The sequence below is a fragment of the Microvirga sp. HS2 genome (genome assembly GCF_055792805.1).
In genome coordinates, this window is record NZ_JBVVAJ010000021.1 from 25,506 (window position 1) to 43,038 (window position 17,533).

At 57.6% G+C, this 17,533-nt stretch carries 19 protein-coding genes; 12 read left to right on the forward strand and 7 right to left on the reverse strand.

Annotated elements, in window-relative coordinates; genetic code table 11:
- The first annotated feature begins 25 nt into the window (after positions 1-25).
- The 10 genes from ACS5Q0_RS17485 (at position 26) to ACS5Q0_RS17530 (ending at position 9,309) form a co-directional block, all read left to right on the forward strand.
- Positions 26-469, forward strand: a complete 444-nt coding sequence (locus ACS5Q0_RS17485; RefSeq protein ID WP_473128012.1) for a MotE family protein — start codon at positions 26-28, stop codon at positions 467-469.
- Positions 466-1,164 (forward strand): flagellar basal body L-ring protein FlgH, encoded by a 699-nt coding sequence (gene flgH, locus ACS5Q0_RS17490; protein ID WP_473127931.1) that lies wholly within the window; start codon positions 466-468, stop codon positions 1,162-1,164. Before ACS5Q0_RS17485 ends, flgH begins: the two co-directional genes overlap by 4 nt.
- Before the next feature lie 21 nt (positions 1,165-1,185).
- Positions 1,186-1,695 (forward strand): flagellar basal body-associated FliL family protein, encoded by a 510-nt coding sequence (locus ACS5Q0_RS17495; RefSeq protein ID WP_473127932.1) that lies wholly within the window; start codon positions 1,186-1,188, stop codon positions 1,693-1,695.
- 75 nt (positions 1,696-1,770) lie between these two features.
- Positions 1,771-2,514: a flagellar type III secretion system pore protein FliP gene (fliP, locus tag ACS5Q0_RS17500; protein WP_473127933.1), complete on the forward strand. Its 744-nt coding sequence runs from the start codon at positions 1,771-1,773 to the stop codon at positions 2,512-2,514.
- 89 nt (positions 2,515-2,603) lie between these two features.
- A complete protein-coding gene (gene fliF, locus ACS5Q0_RS17505; protein WP_473127934.1) occupies positions 2,604-4,250 on the forward strand; it encodes a flagellar basal-body MS-ring/collar protein FliF in 1,647 nt (548 codons plus the stop codon).
- A complete protein-coding gene (locus ACS5Q0_RS17510) occupies positions 4,250-4,894 on the forward strand; it encodes a hypothetical protein (RefSeq protein ID WP_473127935.1) in 645 nt (214 codons plus the stop codon). Before fliF ends, ACS5Q0_RS17510 begins: the two co-directional genes overlap by 1 nt.
- 4 nt (positions 4,895-4,898) lie before the next feature.
- Complete coding sequence (locus ACS5Q0_RS17515; protein ID WP_473127936.1) at positions 4,899-6,116, forward strand: MotB family protein; 1,218 nt, start codon at positions 4,899-4,901, stop codon at positions 6,114-6,116.
- Between the two features lie 4 nt (positions 6,117-6,120).
- Positions 6,121-7,404, forward strand: a complete 1,284-nt coding sequence (locus ACS5Q0_RS17520; RefSeq protein ID WP_473127937.1) for a chemotaxis protein MotC — start codon at positions 6,121-6,123, stop codon at positions 7,402-7,404.
- A gap of 365 nt (positions 7,405-7,769) precedes the next feature.
- Complete coding sequence (fliK, locus tag ACS5Q0_RS17525; RefSeq protein WP_473127938.1) at positions 7,770-8,741, forward strand: flagellar hook-length control protein FliK; 972 nt, start codon at positions 7,770-7,772, stop codon at positions 8,739-8,741.
- Positions 8,742-8,799: 58 nt separating this feature from the next.
- Positions 8,800-9,309, forward strand: a complete 510-nt coding sequence (locus ACS5Q0_RS17530) for a transglycosylase SLT domain-containing protein (protein WP_473127939.1) — start codon at positions 8,800-8,802, stop codon at positions 9,307-9,309.
- 829 nt (positions 9,310-10,138) lie between these two features.
- On the opposite strand, the gene ACS5Q0_RS17535 is transcribed toward ACS5Q0_RS17530, so the two are convergent.
- The 7 genes from ACS5Q0_RS17535 to motA all read right to left on the reverse strand — a co-directional run bounded on the left by ACS5Q0_RS17535 (position 10,139) and on the right by motA (position 15,256).
- Positions 10,139-10,639, reverse strand: a complete 501-nt coding sequence (locus ACS5Q0_RS17535) for a hypothetical protein (protein WP_473127940.1) — start codon at positions 10,637-10,639, stop codon at positions 10,139-10,141.
- Positions 10,636-11,700: a flagellar biosynthesis protein FlhB gene (gene flhB, locus ACS5Q0_RS17540; protein ID WP_473127941.1), complete on the reverse strand. Its 1,065-nt coding sequence runs from the start codon at positions 11,698-11,700 to the stop codon at positions 10,636-10,638. Before flhB ends, ACS5Q0_RS17535 begins: the two co-directional genes overlap by 4 nt.
- 16 nt (positions 11,701-11,716) lie before the next feature.
- A complete protein-coding gene (locus ACS5Q0_RS17545) occupies positions 11,717-12,745 on the reverse strand; it encodes a flagellar motor switch protein FliG (RefSeq protein ID WP_473127942.1) in 1,029 nt (342 codons plus the stop codon).
- Between the two features lie 13 nt (positions 12,746-12,758).
- On the reverse strand, positions 12,759-13,034 hold the full coding sequence (fliN, locus tag ACS5Q0_RS17550) for a flagellar motor switch protein FliN (protein WP_091129771.1): 276 nt from the start codon (positions 13,032-13,034) through the stop codon (positions 12,759-12,761).
- Positions 13,035-13,147: 113 nt separating this feature from the next.
- Positions 13,148-13,462, reverse strand: a complete 315-nt coding sequence (locus tag ACS5Q0_RS17555) for a hypothetical protein (protein ID WP_473127943.1) — start codon at positions 13,460-13,462, stop codon at positions 13,148-13,150.
- Positions 13,443-14,372 carry a flagellar motor switch protein FliM gene (locus tag ACS5Q0_RS17560; RefSeq protein WP_473127944.1) on the reverse strand — a complete coding sequence of 310 codons (930 nt, stop codon included), beginning with the start codon at positions 14,370-14,372 and terminating at the stop codon, positions 13,443-13,445. The genes ACS5Q0_RS17555 and ACS5Q0_RS17560 overlap by 20 nt, the downstream gene beginning before the upstream one ends.
- 2 nt (positions 14,373-14,374) lie before the next feature.
- Positions 14,375-15,256, reverse strand: coding sequence for a flagellar motor stator protein MotA (gene motA / locus ACS5Q0_RS17565; RefSeq protein WP_473127945.1), 882 nt, complete (start codon positions 15,254-15,256; stop codon positions 14,375-14,377).
- Between the two features lie 201 nt (positions 15,257-15,457).
- Here motA and flgF point away from each other — a divergent pair, with 201 nt between their 5' ends.
- The gene (gene flgF / locus ACS5Q0_RS17570; protein WP_473127946.1) at positions 15,458-16,183 is read left to right on the forward strand and encodes a flagellar basal-body rod protein FlgF; all 726 of its coding nucleotides are present in this window, start codon (positions 15,458-15,460) and stop codon (positions 16,181-16,183) included.
- Positions 16,183-17,514: a flagellar protein export ATPase FliI gene (fliI, locus tag ACS5Q0_RS17575; protein ID WP_473127947.1), complete on the forward strand. Its 1,332-nt coding sequence runs from the start codon at positions 16,183-16,185 to the stop codon at positions 17,512-17,514. The genes flgF and fliI overlap by 1 nt, the downstream gene beginning before the upstream one ends.
- Positions 17,515-17,533: the final 19 nt, after the last annotated feature.

Consider the following 17,533-nt stretch of genomic DNA (forward strand, 5'->3'; position numbering starts at 1 on the left):
GCTCGGGGTTGTGGCCGTATCCGGCATGTCCGGGGCAGCTCTTGCTCAGGAAAAGGCCTCAGAATCTAAGGGCAGCAACTATTGTGCGAATATTGCCGATGCGGCTGCTGATGCTCGTTTTGCACTCCAGAAGGCGGAGCTCGCTGATATGGAGAAGGAGATCGAGGGAAGGCTGAAGATTCTCGAAGCCAAGCGGGCCGAGTACGAGGAATGGCTTCGCCGTCGCAACGAGGTGCTGGCGAAGGCCGATGAGACGGTCGTGGCGATTTATTCCCGCATGCGTCCCGAAGCGGCGGCGCTTCAACTGATCAACATGGAGGAGGAAATCGCAGCAGCCGTGATTGCGCGACTCAACCCTCGGATTGCGAGTGCCGTTTTGAACGAGATGGAGCCGGCGCGAGCGGCTCAGCTGGCCAACATCATCACGGATGCTCCCAAGAGAGTTGCGAGCAGCGGGAGGAAAGAGTGAAGTTCATCATTGCCATTGCAAGCCTCTGCCTTCTCGCCGCGTGCGCGACCCGTCCCGAGGAGATCGGACGAGAGCCAATCATGTCTCCTGTCGGAGCTGGGATCGCAGTGGAGCGTGAGCCGCTTCCGCATGTGTTCAGGAGTACGGCCAGTGCGGCGCCCAATTCTACTTGGAGCAACGTCAGCGCCGACCTGTTCACCAGTCCTCGTGCGCGTCAGGTTGGCGATATTGTGACCGTCAATATCCAGATTGACGACAAGGCTCAGTTCGACAACGCAAGTGATCGGTCCCGGTCATCGTCAATCGATGCGGGCCTCAGCTACGGCTTCGTTTTCAAGGGCTGGCAGGCTGCCGGAACAGCCGATGTCGGGCTGGACTCCTCGTCGGCATCAAAGGGACAAGGGACAATCGACCGTTCCGAGAAACTGCGCCTCTCCGTTGCCGCCATCGTGACGGAGGTTCTCCCGAACGGGAACGTCATCATCAGCGGCTCCCAGGAAGTACGGGTGAACTACGAGGTGCGTGTTCTGAACATCGCAGGTATCGTTCGCCCGCGCGACATCTCCCCTAGAAACACGATCAGTTATGACAAGATCGCAGAGGCGCGTGTCTCCTATGGAGGTCGCGGACGCATCATGGAAGTGCAGCAGCCTGCCTATGGGCAGCAAATCTACGATGCTGTGGCACCGTTCTGATTAGGCCGATAGGTATATCCCATGGCAGAGAACCTGGCGTTACCCTCTCCGTCCCGTCAAACGGTCGAAAAGGAAGGAGTCAAAAAGCTGCTCCTGACGCTCGGCCTGCTGACGCTTTTGTCTGCTCTCGTCGGTGGCGGGTTTGGGGTGTCCATCGTTTCGAACATCGAAAAAAAGGTCGAAGAGAAATATGCGTCGCAGGCCGGTCAGGAGCCGGAGCGGAGCCCTTATACGGGTGACATCACGATCAGGAAGCTTGCTCCTGTGGTCACCAATCTTGCCGGCTCCGAGACCGATTGGATACGCCTTGAGGCTTCCGTCGTTTACAAGTCCGGATTCGAGTTCAACCCGGATCTCGTCGCGGCCGAAGCAAGGCAGGATATTCTTGCATATTTGAGAACCGTTACGTTGGCGCAGATTCAGGGCGCGAGTGGCCTTCTTCATGTGAGGGAAGACCTCAACGAGCGGGTCAGGCTCAGATCCAAGGGGATGATCCAGGAACTCGTTCTCGAGACCCTCGTCGTACAGTGATCTGACTATCGTTATACCGAAATATATTTCGAAGGTGTCTCGTCCAAGGCTTCTTCAAGACGAAAGCATTCATTCATGCGCATCCGCCTAGTTCTCACGAGTTTGTTCATTCTGCTGCTAAGCGGAATGGGCGCGTATGCGCAAGTTCCGAGCCTCGAGAGCCTCCTCCCGCCGGGCGATGGAGCAGCAAGCGGCCGGATTATTCAGATTGTCGCTCTGCTGACGGTGCTTTCTCTCGCGCCAGGCCTACTCGTCATGGTGACGAGCTTTACACGGTTCGTCGTTGCATTCTCGTTCCTGCGGTCAGGCTTGGGACTTCAAAGCACCCCGGCCAATATTTTCCTGATCAGCCTATCCCTCTTCATGACATTCTTCGTCATGGGGCCTACGTTCGACAAGGCATGGAACGAGGGTGTTCGTCCGTTAACGGAGAACAGAATAACGGAAGCGGAGGCGTTCACGAAGACGACCGATCCTTTTCGTGAATTCATGCTCGCACATGTTCGTCCCAAGGACCTCCAGACATTTATTGATCTGGCATCCGTCAACTACCCTGTGGCCGGTGAGGGGGAGAAGATCGATCTGCGCATCCTCATCCCCGCCTTCATGATCTCCGAACTCAGAAGAGGATTCGAGATTGGATTCCTGATTGCGCTTCCATTTTTGGTGATCGACATGATCGTGGCGACGCTCGTCATGTCCATGGGCATGATGATGATGCCGCCGACGGTGCTTGCACTCCCGTTCAAGATCCTGTTCTTCGTGCTCATCGACGGGTGGAATATCCTCGTCAGCGGCTTGGTGAGGTCCTACTTCTGAGTGTGTTTCCAGCAAGGGCAGCAATCCTCGCACAAGGTTAATGACGCAAGAAGGAATCTCGATTTGTCTCATCATTGCCGAGATTCTCAATGCCCGGTCGCCAGCATGCCGAAAGATTGTGGACCAGCCTGATGCAGCTCGGGGCTCGCCGATTGGCGGCCCTGGCAGCCATCGGTCTTGCGGTGTTCCTCACGGTCGGCTTCGGCGCCTATTACCTGAGCCGTCCGGCCCAGGAAACGCTCTATACCGGTCTCGATCGCGAAGATGTTGGCCGGATGGGAGCTGTCCTCAAGGACGCAGGCATTCCCTTCGATGTCAGCTCCGACGGAACGGCGCTCCTCGTCAGCTACGGCAATACCGCTCAGGCGCGCATGCTGCTGGCGGAGAAAGGGCTGCCCCACAGCACGAAGTCGGGTTACGAGCTGTTCAACGACCTTGGGTCCCTGGGATTGACCTCCTTCATGCAGGAGGTCACCAAGGTGCGCGCCCTCGAAGGGGAACTGGCCCGCACCATTCAGGGGATGAAGGGGATCAAGGCCGCCCGCGTTCACATCGTTCTTCCGGAGCGCGGCTCGTTCCGGCGCGATCAGCAACCTCCATCGGCCTCCGTCGTCATCCGTACATCGCCTGCCGATGACACGTCCTCGGCACAGGCGATCCGCCACCTTGTGGCTGCGGCCATCCCCGGCATGGCTGTCGACAAGGTGACTGTCATGAACACCGAGGGAACGCTTCTGGCATCCGGAGACGAGGCCGCCAACGCGTCATCGGGCAAGCTGGCCAACCTTGAGAAAACCGTAGGCCTGGAGATTCAGGACAGCATCCGGCGGACCCTGTCCCCGTACCTCGGCATCGGCAATTTCGAGATCAGCGTTGCAGCACGGCTCAACACCGACAAGGTGAGCACCAACGAAACGATCTTCAACCCGGATTCCAAGGTGGAGCGTTCGACCCGGACCGTGCGTGAGACCGAGGTCTCTCAGAACAAATCCGGGCAGCGCCCGACGACTGTTCAACAGAACCTTCCAGAGGAGACCGTCCGTGGCGACTCGAGCGACAGCTCAAGCGAAGACAATCAGCGCCGTGAAGAGCTGACCAACTACGAGATCTCCTCGAAGACTATTCAAACCGTCAGCGATGGCTACTCCATCAAGAATCTATCGGTCGCCGTCCTGGTCAACAAGTCACGCATCACGTCTCTGCTCGGCGAGGGAGCAAGCCCGGCAGAGATCGAGAATAAGGTCTCCGAGATCGAGCAGCTGGTATCGTCAGCGGCTGGCTTCAGCAAGGGCCGTGGCGACCAGATCAAGGTGGCAGCCGTCAGCTTCGTCGATGATAGTGGAGTTCTGCAGCCTGTTCCCGGTCCGTCGGTGGCTGAAATCCTGATGCGGCAGTTCGGAACGGTGGTGAACGCTCTGACCGTTCTCGCACTCTGCGCCATGCTCATCTGGTTTGGCTTGCGTCCGGCTGTTCGCATGCTCATTGCTCGTCACCAAGCCGACCTGGAGATCCAGCGCGAGCAGATGGCGGTACTGGCCGCGGCGGAAACCGCCAAGGAGCTTCAATCCGCCGAACAGGAAGGAGCCATGCAGCCGCCTTCGCTTGAGGATAATTCAATTCAACCGTTGATCGAGATGCCGCGGACCCCGCAGCGTAAGCTGGAGCAGATCGTCGAACTGAGCGAAGAGCAGGCCGCGGCTGTCCTGAAACAATGGCTTCGGCAAGAGGCCGCGTGATGTCAGGATCCATCGCAAGCCTGATCACTGATTTCTCCGGTCCGGCTTCTCAAGAAGGAATGGGCATCGGAATTCTGCGCCGGGTGAAGCAGGCTCCTGAGCAGGAGGCGGCCCCGGCGCAAAGTCCGGCCGACCGTCAAGCCGAGCTGATTCAAGCTGTCGAGGTCCGGGTCCGGGCAGAGGAGAGAGAGGTTGCCCGCGAGCGGCTCGAGCTGGCCCTGAAGGCTGAGCAGGATCGACATCGCGAGGAGTTGGCCGTTCAACGGGAAATATGGGCCGAACAAGAGGCGCAGCAACTGTCGGCCCAGATCGTCACGGCGATCAGCAATCTCGAAGCGGCTCTGTCGGAGAAAGCAGCCAGAATCCTGTCGGCGGTCATTCCGGAAGCGCTTCGGCAGAACGCGATTATCGAGTTCAAGGAGGCTCTTAGAACGATACTCTCGGGTGAAGGCGGTGCCCTTGTGAGGATCATAGGGCCTGAAGATATCCTGATGGCGATCAAAGCCGATCCGGCTTTCCAGAATGGTGCTGTCGAGTACGTTCCAAGTGAGGCCGTGGAGGTGACGCTCGTCGCCGGCGACACGCTCATAGAGACACAGTTCAGTGCCTGGTCCGATCGGCTGCAGAGTATTCTAAAGGCATAATCGCATGCTGAATTCAGGTAAGCAGGAAATTATCATCGTTCGCCGCAGCGAAGATGACGAGGGTACCGTCAAGGGCGGCGCCTGGAAGATCGCCCATGCCGACTTCATGACGGCTCTGATGGCCTTCTTTCTCATCATGTGGCTTGTCGGTGTTTCCGATCAGGATACCAAGGCCGGTGTCGCGAATTACTTCAACCCTGTTCAATTGGCGGAATCGACGTCGAACAAGAAGGGGTTGGAGGATCCTCAAAACGTTCCCCCCGATCGCGAGACCGATAACGATAAGAAGGGGAGGGAGAAGGGAAGCGGCTTGGGCACCGGCGGCAAATCCCAGCAGCTGCAGAAGCCTCGCTTCAAAGAGGGGGCCCTCTTTCAGGATCCCTATGCGGTGCTCGCGAAGATCGCCGAGGAGATCGAGCCGAACCCACATGATACCCTCGGTGCGGATGTGACGCCTGGCGAAAGCGACGTTCCCGGATTGAACAGCGGTGAGGCCTTCAGGGATCCTTTCGACCCGCTCTATTGGCAGGTCGCTCCCGTCGAGGATTTGAAGGCGGACACCACTCCGAAACCAGGTACGGCAAGTCCGCCGCCGAAGGCCGAAATCGACGTCCTGGCTCCCTCCAGTTCGAAACCGTCTGTCGCAGAGCGTTCCACCTCCAAGGCGGCGAATTTGGCTGCATCGACACAGGCCAAAACTTCGGTCGAGGAGCAATCGCCCACACCGGAGGGGAGTGTCAATGCCGATACGGAGGATGCCGCCGATCGGAAAGCCGCAGAACTGAAGAATGAAATCATGAATGCGGTTCAGCCTCAAACGGATCTCGCCCCCAAGCCTCACATCGAAGTCCGACGGACAGGGGCCGGAACCATGATCAGTTTGACGGATGATTTCGACTTCTCGATGTTCGCAGTGGGCTCTGCCGAACCGCATGCCAAGGTGGTGCAGGCCATGGCGAAAATTGCAGCGATCCTGCAGTCTCGTCCTGGAAAGATCGTGATTCGCGGCCACACGGACAGCCGGCCATTCAGGTCTGCGAATTACGACAATTGGCGGTTGTCGCATGCCCGCGCACAGATGGCTCTGTACATGCTTGTTCGAGGCGGCCTGGATGAGAATAGAATTGTGCGGGTGGAGGGTCATGCCGATCGCGACCCGAAGGTTCCGTCCGATCCAAAAGCCGATCAGAACCGGCGCGTCGAAATACTGCTTCAGGAGTAATGGCGTGAACGGTCTATCCCAGACTGCTCTCGGGCTTGTTCTGTTGGGTGTGTCGAGTGCTGCCATTGCCGAACCCAGGCAGGAGACCGAGGCGAGACCACGGGCATCATCCGAACAGGACCAGCCGAATGGTATCTCGAAGCCTGTTCAGATGGTACGAACCCTGCAACTGATGCAGGATCAGATCGCTCTCGGCTCAACGGAAGCGCACCTTGGGCAACGGGGCCTGCTGCTGATCTTGGACAGCCGCTTTAGGGAGCTGGAGCCCGAACTCTGGATGGACCGTAAGAACGTTCATGCAGCCATCGCCTTGACACTGAGCGGTGGAAATCCGCAGATCCTCAGAAAACTCTTAGAGATGGGCGACCCGGCTCTTCCTCTGGAACACAGGGCTCTGGTCGAGGGCGCTTTGGCTTATGTCGAGGGACGAGAAGAGGAGGCGAAAAGCACGCTGATGGCCGTAGACCTGCGGTCTCTTCCGCCGATGCTTAGCGCGCAGATCGCTCTCGTGCAATCCGCTCTTCTCGTTCGAACTGACGCGAGGAAGGCCAGCGATCTCTTGGACTTCGTGAGGCTGCAGGCTCCAGGAACGCTTCTCGAAGAGGGCGCCTTGCGACGCCAGGTTTTTGTTGCAAGCCAGACGGAGGATATGAAGAAGTTCCTCGCGCTCACGTCCGACTATTTGCGCCGGTACCGTCATTCGGTTTACGCCGGGAACTTCAGGCAGCGCCTAGCTTCCGCTTTAACGAGGATCGACTTTGGAAAGAACCCGGCTCTCTTCGCTGATCTCGTGAAAGTGCTGGACGATCTTGAGTTGGAGCCGAGACGGGACCTTTACCTCCTGGCCGCACGCTCTTCCGTCGACAAAGGATTTACGGAATCGGCCCGCATGCTGGCCGACAAGGCTCAGGAACTGTCAGGAAATGACGTTATCAGTTCCACGCGGGCGAAACTTTATCGCGCGGCGGCCATGGTCGTTCTCCCGGAGAGCATCAACACGGCCGTTGTGGAATTGAAGAGCATCGACAAGTCTGTTCTTCCGGAGCACGACGCTGCCCTCCTGGCAACGGCCCTGTCCATAGCCGGTCAAATACGACAGATACCGGTGAGCGCTAACGCGGAGCCTCGGAAGACATCAAATCCAGCGATGGTACAGGCTGATGACGTTGCTCCGAAGAGCCCCCTTCAAAAGCAAGTTCCAGAACAGCCGGAGGCGCTATCCAAGGCACGTCATATCCTGAGCCGCATTGATGAACTGATTAAGAACAAGGCGTCGACCGTTCAATGAATCCGTTTGACATGTTGTCCCGAAACCTACCCCGTCCGGTCGATGCGCAATCCACGCGAGACCCTGTTATCGCTTCCGAGGGAGCAACCGGGCGTACTGCTCCTTCTGATGGGGCTAGCTTCAGCTCGCTTCTTGAAGGACTGTCCGATCATCCCCAACGGAGTGCACCGGAGTCCGGATCGGGTGACGAGGCTCATCCGTCCGATCTGACGGGGCAAGCCGGGGTTGGAGAAGCGAGCATTGCCGAGTTAGCGAGTTCGGTTCTTACTCTTCTGCAGGGAATGCTGCCGAGCGCTGGATCGCAGAGAGGTGCAACAAACCTGGATACAAAAGGGCAGGGGAATGCTGCTTCATCAGTGCCTCTCATGACGCAAGATTTGCAGGCGCTAGGTGAAGGCGATACTCCAAACTTGACAACGTCATCAAAGCTGACGGTCGCTGTCCGGCATCAGGAGACTCATTTCAGGCCTGTGCTTGAGAACCTCGAAACGGCGCTGCAGCAGGCTGATCCTGCTGAAGGTGGAGCCTTGCTCGAAGAACAGCTCGGAAACGAGCTGCTTCGCAAGTCAACAATGCCGGCAGGTCCAGAGCGACAGGGCATTCATCAAGACGTGCGGTCCCCAGCCCAACCGGTCACAATAAACCCGGTCCCGCCGGAACATGAAATGCAGGGTGAAGGTGCATCATCGGAATCAGCGCCGCACCAGATGGTGCGACGTTCCAGCGGTGCACTGGAGCTGCGGAAAGAGGTCTCTGCAACGACATTAAAGTCAGGAGAGCCGACGGGTCTGCCAGCAGAGACACTCCACGGCGTCGCGAGCGCGATCAGATCTGATCTTAAGGCTGCGTCGGGAAGCGTGGCGCCGCAAATCGTGCAGGGCAACGAAGCCGTTCGCACAGTGTCGATCAAGGCTTCTGAGAGTGCGCTCCGAGTGCTTCACTTACAGCTCCATCCTGCCGACCTCGGCTCGGTGACTATCAGGATGAGGCTCGCGGGCGACAGCCTCGAAATGGAGCTGCATGTTGAGCGGGAGGATACGGCGCAGCTGCTGCGCCATGACTCGGAGAAGCTCTCGGCGCTCCTGCGTGGCTCGGGATATCGGCCTGATGTGATCAGTGTGCATGTGATCGATGGGCCCATTCAGGACCGCATGGCAGCCCGGCCGCAGACCGACATGCAGATGCAGGGCCAATCATTTCCGCACGGGGGAGCCGGACAGGAAGGGCGCTCCCGGGAGCAGGAAAATCAATATGGCAGGACGAGAGCAGAGTACCATCAGGATGTGGAGATCGATCAGGTCCCAGATAGCCATAGCTCTGGCAGCGTTTACCTATAGCCTGGCCACCACGAACCCGGCCAACGCAGAATTTGGAAATCAGCTCTGCGAAAGGGAAATGTTGCGAGCGTCGGCGAAGTACGGCGTTCCTGTCGGGATGCTGTACTCGGTCGGCCTGACGGAGACAGGACGCCGTGGGTCACTTCAGCCATACGCCATGAATGTCGAGGGTCGCGCAGTCTTCTCGAGCACTCTCGCGGAAGCCGTTCAGCGGTTCGAAGAGGCGCGCCGGGCAGGGGCAAGGCTGATCGATCTCGGCTGCATGCAGATCAACCACTACTACCATCGTGAGAATTTCCCTTCCCTGGAAAGCATGCTGAACCCGCGCAGCAACGTCGAATATGCTGCCCGCTTTCTCAGCGAACTCAAAGGGCGCCATGAAACATGGACGATGGCCGTCGCGCGCTATCACGCAGGTCCGGATAATGATCCTGCTCAAAAACGCTATGTGTGCCGTGTCATCGCCAACATGGTCGCAACTGGATTCGGCGAATGGACGCCGAATGCCCGCACGTTCTGCGCGGATGCGCCTGGGTTGAAGCCAGGACAGACGGCTTCCGGCGGCTGAACCTCTTCAGCTGGATCTCTTTTCGGCGAAGTGGCCGGGCGCGCGTTGGAAATGTGCGCCAAGCCCGAGACGATGAATTATTCTGGGTAAGTGGAAACAGCTCTAGCGGGTCATCTGGAGAGATGCGCCCGATTGATTGAAGCTTCCGCTCAACGAGGCTTCCGACCCTTCAACTCGGGCAATCTCCTTACCCCGGGTGAAGAGCGAGACATTATTCCCCTCAAACTTCCATAGATTGACGTGGCGAAGCGTGTCGCTGGCGCACTTGGAAACCGAGGCTTTGTACAGATCCAGGGACGCCGTGCTGGAGAGATGAACAAGGCAGGATCTTCCCCCCGCGTCGCGGGCTTTCCAGGTTCCGGCATACGACGATGCGCGCCGTGGCGGAGTGAAGACTCCTGGAGGCGATACGGTGGAAGACGATCGTTCTGCGGGAGGTGCAGGCAGAGGAGACACGCCTGGAGGCGACACTGGCTCTGGGACAGGTTCGAAAAGTTGGTTAGACGTCAAAACCTCGGGAGGCGGTTGAGGATCAGCCGGCAAACCGCTGTCACGTGAATACCATTGCTGACCGGACACAGGCCGTTCGATGGTCACGGGCACTCCTTCCGCGGAATAGCCAGCTCCGGATCCAACGAGTGGCGACCGACTTGCAAATTGCCGGCCCCATGGCGACGCGTATTGAGGATAGTTCCGCCGTATCTCGGATGGCCCCCACGGTCCCTGGGTGTAGAGACTGTCCCTGGCATTGCAGCTGGCGAGCAGGCCAGCGAGGGGGATGAGGAAAGGGAAAGCCCCGCGTATCGCAATTCGTACTTGGTGTCCCATTCTAATGCCGCACAGAGTCCGTGGGGCAGTACGGAGAGCGGAAACGAGGCGGAAGTGGCCTGAGGCGGGCCGACGTAACGATCTTTGCAAAGAAATGAGGATCAAAATCAGCTTCCGGCATTTCCGCCAGAAGGACTCTGTTGATGTGAACTCCGACCGAGTACTCACCCAAAATCAGCTTGAAGTCGACACTCACCATGTCGTGCGCGAACTCCATGTCCAGAACGACGCAAGGCGGCCGACCGAGTGCCGTGCTGATTGCGGCCGAACGAGCGTAGGACAATGTGTGCCCCTTAAAAAAGAGCTCAGCACAGGACGAAACGATCTCGTCCATATTTCCATGCAACTCATTGCTAACGTACGACTGAATAATCTCAGCGTCGACTAAACAGAAATCCGCGATGACGTCTTTAATATTGCAGGCGAGGACCTCTTCGAAAGCATTCACGTCAACATACCCGTGAAAGGACGCTGCTGTAGCCCTTTGAGGAAGTCTTTTCATTTCGATCTCGTGAGGATGAAGAAGAGGATCTGCGCGACGGCCTTATAGAAATCAGGAGGAATCATACGATCCACCTCTACATGATCGTACATGGATCTTGCCAGAGGCTTGTCCTCGATGACAGGGATTCCGTGCTGCTCTGCGGTTTCGCGAATCTTGAGTGCGATGAGATCTTTGCCTTTTGCGACGACGATCGGAGCGCTCGCCTCGCTTCGCTCATAGCGCAGTGCGATCGCGTAGTGCGTCGGGTTGGCAATAACGAAAGTAGCCTTCGGGACAGAGGCAAGCATGCGTTTCCTAGCACGATCCTGAGCCAAGGAGCGCATCCGCGCCTTGACCATGGGATCGCCCTCCAGCTGCTTGTACTCTTCCTTGACCTCCTGCGGCGTCATTTTCAGATCGTTGCGCCATTTAAGACGGGCCCAGACCAGATCGGCCGCAACGAGGACAATCGTCGCGATGGCAATTGCCGAAACGAGCCGAATCGCCATGCTCAGCATGATCTCCGGAATGAGGGTCGGGTCACTGAACATGGCGTTGAAGACCTTGTGTTGCTCTGATCTCAGGAGCAGAATGGACACGATGGTAATAGTGCCGAATTTGAACAGCGATTTTGCAAATTCGACGAGGCCGGCCCGGCTGAAGATTCGGCTCCAGCCACTAACCGGCGAAATCCTGCTCCACTGAGGCCGAATTCGTTCAGTCACGAAAGACGGCAAATTCTGCAAAATCGAAGCGGCGAGGCTGCAACCGGCCAGGATCGCGATGATCGGAACGAGGAACCTGCCGACCTCGAGCGAGAGCGCCTGAAACAACGCCGCGGCATCCGTACCCGAGTTCAGTCGAAAGTCCTGAGGGCGATCGATGAACAGGGACAACCTCTCCGTCAGGAACTTCGTACTGCCTGGTGCAATGAACGTCAGTACCAGAAGAATGCCGAGGATAGAGGCAAATACCGGCGTCTCTCTTGAGAAGGGTATGTTGCCCTTCTCAAGAGCATCCCGAACCTTCTTGTCGGAAGGTGCTTCTGTTTTGCTTTCCTTGTCGTCGGAGTCTGACATCAGTCGCTATCGGCGCTTACACGAAGGACTCGTCTTCCGTTTCGGAATTGATGACGATCTCGCCACGTCCCGCCATGTCCAGTGCTAGATCCGTGATGGACCTGCGAGCCTCTGTAATATCGCGCTGCGGCGACGGTTCCTTGCTGCTGAGTTCGTGCTCGATCATGCGGCGGACGCGTGACGAGAGAGCGGTCAGGACAACCTTTCGGAACTCCTCGTTCGTGCCCTTCAGCGCCAGAACCACGCGATCCGGAGGAACTTGATCGAATAGGGTCGTGCGATCCCTCGGCGTGAGTTTCACGATATCATCAAACGTGAAGAGAAGGCCTCTGAGGATTTCAGCAGATTTTGGACGCACGCTGGAAAGGCTGGTGAGCACGTCCTCCATATGCTCGCGTTCCATCTTGTTGATAATGTCCGCGATCTTGGCGTGGGTATCCGCTCCAGCGTTCTTCGAGAAGTTCACCATGAAGTCTTCATGGAGCGTCTTCTCGATATTCTTCATTGTCTCGTCGACAATCGGCTTCATGCTCAGCATGCGTCGCATCAGATTGTTACGCAGAGGCTGGGGAAGTTGAGCCATAACCTTTGCAGCGCAGGACGGTTTGACTTTCGTCAGAATGAGCGCAGCGGTTTGGGGGTGCTCCTTCAGCAGATAGGACGCAATGGCGCTTTCGGAGACATTCGAGATGCGTTCCCAAATGCTTCTGTTCGCGGTTCCGGCAACGTCACTCAGGATATCAGCGATTTGCTCGGGAGAAAGAACCCCGGATAGCAGCTTCTCGATATGAGCCACGCTACCGATGACATCGGCGCCGTCCGAAAAATTCGAAGCGAACTCGTCAACGAGCGCTTCGATCTGTGATGGTGATACAGAGCCGAGCTGGGCCGCCGATTTCGTTACAAGGCGGATTTCATCCTCGCTGAAGTGCTTTAGGATTCGGTTCGCAGCAGGCTTCCCCATGGCCAGGAGAAGTGTTGCAACGCGCTCCGGCCCTTTCATGGGCTTAGGACCGCCTGCTCTTACGGGAAAACTCGCAACCATGAGTGCAACCGTTTTAGCCGGTGATGTCGTTGGTTGGTGGGCCAACGATCTCGGTCAGGGAGATGCCAAATCGGGAATTGTCGTCTTCCACGACGACAACCTCTCCGCGCGCAATAACCCGTCCGTTGACAACGACGTCGACTGGCTCGCCGACTCTGTGATCCAGGGGGACGATGGCGCCACGTCCGAGTTTCATGAGGTTCGAGACCGGCATAGTCGCCGAACCGAGAACGACCTGGATCGTTACGGGAATTCGCAGAATCGAATCAAGATTGCGGCCGCTATCCATTTTACCGTCACGCGAAGCGGGGCCGCCGAGGCTCTTGCCGAGTTCCCCCTCTTGCTGCCATGCGGCTTTATCCTGAAAATTGTTCTCAAAGGGATTAGACATGCGACAGATCCTTATACGCTGGAGCTGCGGGAGCTCGCCTTGGCCAGCTCTCGGGCAGATTGTGTGAGTGTTTCGAGCTGCTTGGCCGCTTCCCGCGCCTCTTCGATACGTGCGCCGAGCAATGCAAGCGTCTCACGACTTTCAGAGCCGAAGTTCGCAACGGCATTCTGAGCCCCGATAAGGGCTGCGCCGGTCTTGTCGAAGATGCGCTGATAGTCCGCGTGGTACTGGTCCAGGCGCTTGAGCTTCCGGTACATCAGGGCAACGATCGCACTCGTTACGACCAAAGCAACAAAGAGAATAATGTTAGCGAGCGAAGACATCATCGAGAAACTCCTTCTCTTGGTCGATCAGCTCATCGATTTTGAGGACGTAGGATCCGTCCGCCTGCCCCATGTGACACCAGAACAAGCCCTGCTGATTGCCCTCGAGCTTGACCCGCGTCTTGGGGGTCGCTTGCAGCTCAATAACCTGTCCGACTTTTAGGTCGGCAATTTCGCCAAGCGAAAGGAAACGTTCTTCAAGAACGGCGGTAAGAGTAATTTCGGTTTTGCTGACCTCGTTGGCCATCTGCTTCAGCCAACGGGGATCACGGCTTGTCGACTCGCCCGATACGACCCTGGAGAGAGACTTCCGCATCGGATTCAAAGCCGATTGAGGTATAATGACGAACATTTCGCCACCGCGATTCAGCGCCTGAAGAAGAAACTTGGCAGCAACGGCCTGATTGTTTCTTCGGCCGATGACGGCAAAGTCCATACGGGTCTCAAGGCGCTCGAGCTTGAATTTCGTGTTGGAAACGAGAGCGAAAGAGGCCTGAAGAGCCTTCGCCAGCTGTTCGAACAAAACCTGCGCCATGCGTAGTTCGATATTCGAGAAACCGCGCGCTTCTTCGACAGGTGGTTCTGAGCCATCGGATCCGAACAGCACTTCCACCATTGTGTAGACGAAGTCGCGATCAAATCCGATCAGGATATGGCTATCCCAATCCGGAGCATGAAAGATACCCGCGACGGCGTTTGCTTCATACATCTCCAGGATTTCACTGACGCGCCCACTCTCGATTCCGCTGAGGGAATAATACATGGGTGACGCCGCCATGTGGCGGAGATGCTCGGCGCAGCTCGTCGACATGCGATCGAAGATCACATGGAGCATCGGCAGGCGGTCAATAGAAAGTCCGGCCGAATCCAGGAGCATGTCGCGAATATCGTTAGAGCTTTGCATGCTGCTCATGATCACGCTGCCTCCTTCAGCTCTTCGACACGGCTGCCCAGGGTGGTAGCCGTCTCGACCTCGTCGATGGTGGGCCGATACTCAACGGAAATGCCTTTTCGGCCATGTTCGACGGCGATCTGCGGGAGGGCGCCGTTCATATAGGCGATAAGTGCCTGCTTCACGATGACGTAGACGCGGGTCTGCTTCTCGCGTGTTGCCTTCACCTTGTTCGCAAGTGGAGATAGGAACGCGTAAGAAATAAAGATACCGCCGAATGTGCCGACTAGTGCGGATGCAATGAGGCCTCCGAGGATGGCCGGCGACTGATCGATTGCTCCCAAGGCCTTCACGATTCCCAGAACGGCGGCGACGATGCCGAGCGCAGGTAAGGCCTCCGCGACTGAAGTGATCGAGTAATATGGCTTCGTGCGATCACGTTTCAGGGTCGAGATCTCCTCTTCCATGAGGGCCTCGATTTCGTGCGGACGCGCGTTTCCGATGATGATCAGGCGAACATAGTCACAAATGAAAAGGGTCAGGTCTCTGTCGTTCAGAACGCTCGGGAACGCTTTGAAGATGGCAGATTCCTCAGGCCTATCGATATGAGCTTCGACCTCATTACGGGGCTTGTTCTTCAGCTCCCGCAGCAGAGCGTAAAGAAGACCCAGAATAGCCAGGTACTGGTCCCTTTTCGGCACCTTCCCCTTGATGGCCTCAAGCGAGGCCCGGCCCGTGTCCTTCAAGAGAGGCATAGGATTCGCGATAATGAACGTGCCGATCGCGATGCCACAGATGATAACGTATTCCCACGGTTGCCAAATGACGGAAAGATGCCCGCCCATGGCCACATAGCCGCTGACGAGCGAGCCGATGGCAACAACCAATCCGATGATGACGCCCAACCTTCTAGTCCTCGCGCAAGCTCAGTTTCTTCCCGAATTCCTAATCCTGGAGGCTTGCGCGAAGCTGGGACCGACGGGGCAAGCCTCATGCAAGACTGGCTCGATAGTCTTGAGCCGAGATTAAAGGCTATCTAGCCACGCATATCGGAATATTAACCTAGTACGGGCATGGCCTCCGAGCCGTGCCTGTGGGAGCTACGGATGCAATCCGCCCTCTACGTGTCGCTGTCGGCTCAGGTCGCGATGGAGAAGCGTCTCACGACTGTTGCTCATAACATCGCGAATATGACGACCGGCGGTTTCCGCGCCGATGAGATCAAGTTCGAAGAGCTGCTCTCCCTCGCCGGAAAGAACGACGTGTCCTTTGCTTCATCGGGACGGAACTTCATCTCGCGCCAGGCCGGGCCTCTGAACAAGACCGATAACCCCTTGGACGTTGCGGTCCAGGGAGATGCCTGGTTCGCATATAAGGGGCCGACAGGTCCGGTTTATACCCGCGACGGTCGCTTCAGCATGAATGAGAATGGAGATCTGCTGACGGTCGATGGTCATCCGGTTCTCGATTCCGGCGGTGCGCCCATCGCGCTTGATCCCAATGCCGGCTCCCCAATCATCGCTCGTGATGGAACGATTACTCAGGGAGGCAATCAGGCCGGAAGTCTCGGGCTCTTCCATTTGAGCGGCGACAGCCGACTGACCCGCTATGGGAACTCGGGCGTCCTGTCCAGCATCCCTGGTGAAGCCGTTCAGGACTTCACATCCAATGGTGTCCAGCAAGGATATAGCGAAGGTTCGAACGTCAACCCAATTCTCGAAATGACGAAGATGATCGCGCTTCAAAGGAATTTCGAGAGCGCTGCGACAACGATCCAGGAAAGCGAATCGACGTTGATGGATGCGATCCGGACACTGGGTCCTAGCAGCTGATGAGCGGGGAGAGCACTCTTGCCGCGCTCGAGAGCCTCGTTCTCGCTCAAGGCTCGGAAAACCGTTTGATCAGAATTTCGGGCACCATTCGCGAGGTCGCACCCAGCTACTATCGCGTGACGGGATTGTCTCGGTTCGTCAAGTTGGGTGATCAGGTCGGCTTTGAGGCAAATGACAAAGTCCACATTGGCGAGGTCGTTCGTATCGACCCGGAAGGCTTGACGATCAAGCCATTCGACGGACGGATCGATGCGCGGATCGGTACGCCTGCTTTCGTCGTATCAAACGATGGCTTGCGCCCCGATTGGTGCTGGAAGGGGCGGGTGATCAATGCCCTTGGCGAGCCGCTCGACGGGCAGGGACCGCTGTCGGCGGGACCGGCGCCGGTCCGCCACGATGCTGAGCCGCCCTCTGCGATGACTCGATCAAGGGTCCACAAGCCGCTGCAGACAGGTGTGAAGGCAATCGATCTCTTCACGCCAATCTGCCAGGGCCAGCGTATCGGCATCTTTGCGGGATCGGGCGTGGGAAAGTCCACCCTCTTGACGATGCTGGCGAAGTGCGAGGGGTTCGATACGATCGTTGTCGCCCTCGTGGGCGAACGAGGCCGCGAGGTGAGAGAATTTCTGGAAGGGCCGATCCAGGCCAGCTTGCACAAGGCCGTGATGGTTGTCTCCACGGGCGACGAGAGCCCCATGATGCGCCGGCAAGCGCCCAGAACCGCCGTTTCGATCGCGGAGTATTTCAGAGACGAGGGCGAGTCGGTTCTACTGATCGTCGATTCGGTGACCCGTTATGCGCATGCCGCCCGCGACGTGGCGCTCGCTGCCGGGGAGCCGGCGGTGGCACGAGGCTATACTCCTAGCGTGTTCAGTGATTTGCCCCGACTGCTGGAACGGGCGGGGCCGGGAGAAGAGGGTAAAGGGTCCATCACCGGCATTTTCTCCGTTCTGATTGATGGAGACGATCACAACGATCCCGTGGCCGACAATATTCGCGGAACGCTCGATGGCCATATCGTTCTCGACCGTTCGATTGCCGACCAGGGGCGATATCCGGCCATCAATGTTCTCGGATCGATCTCCCGTCTGGCGGACCACGTCTGGACGCGGGAGCAGAAAGAGCTGGTTCGCCGCCTGCGCAGCATGATCGCCCGTTATGAAGATACCCGGGATCTGCGGATGATGGGTGGCTATCAGCCGGGTGGAGATCAGGATCTCGACCAGGCCGTCATCCTTGTCCCAAAGATCTACGAAGCCCTTCGACAAGACCCTTCATCCCCTTTGAGCCGAGATGCCTTCATGGATCTCGCCCAGATGCTCAAGCCATGATGATCACGCGGATAGCCCG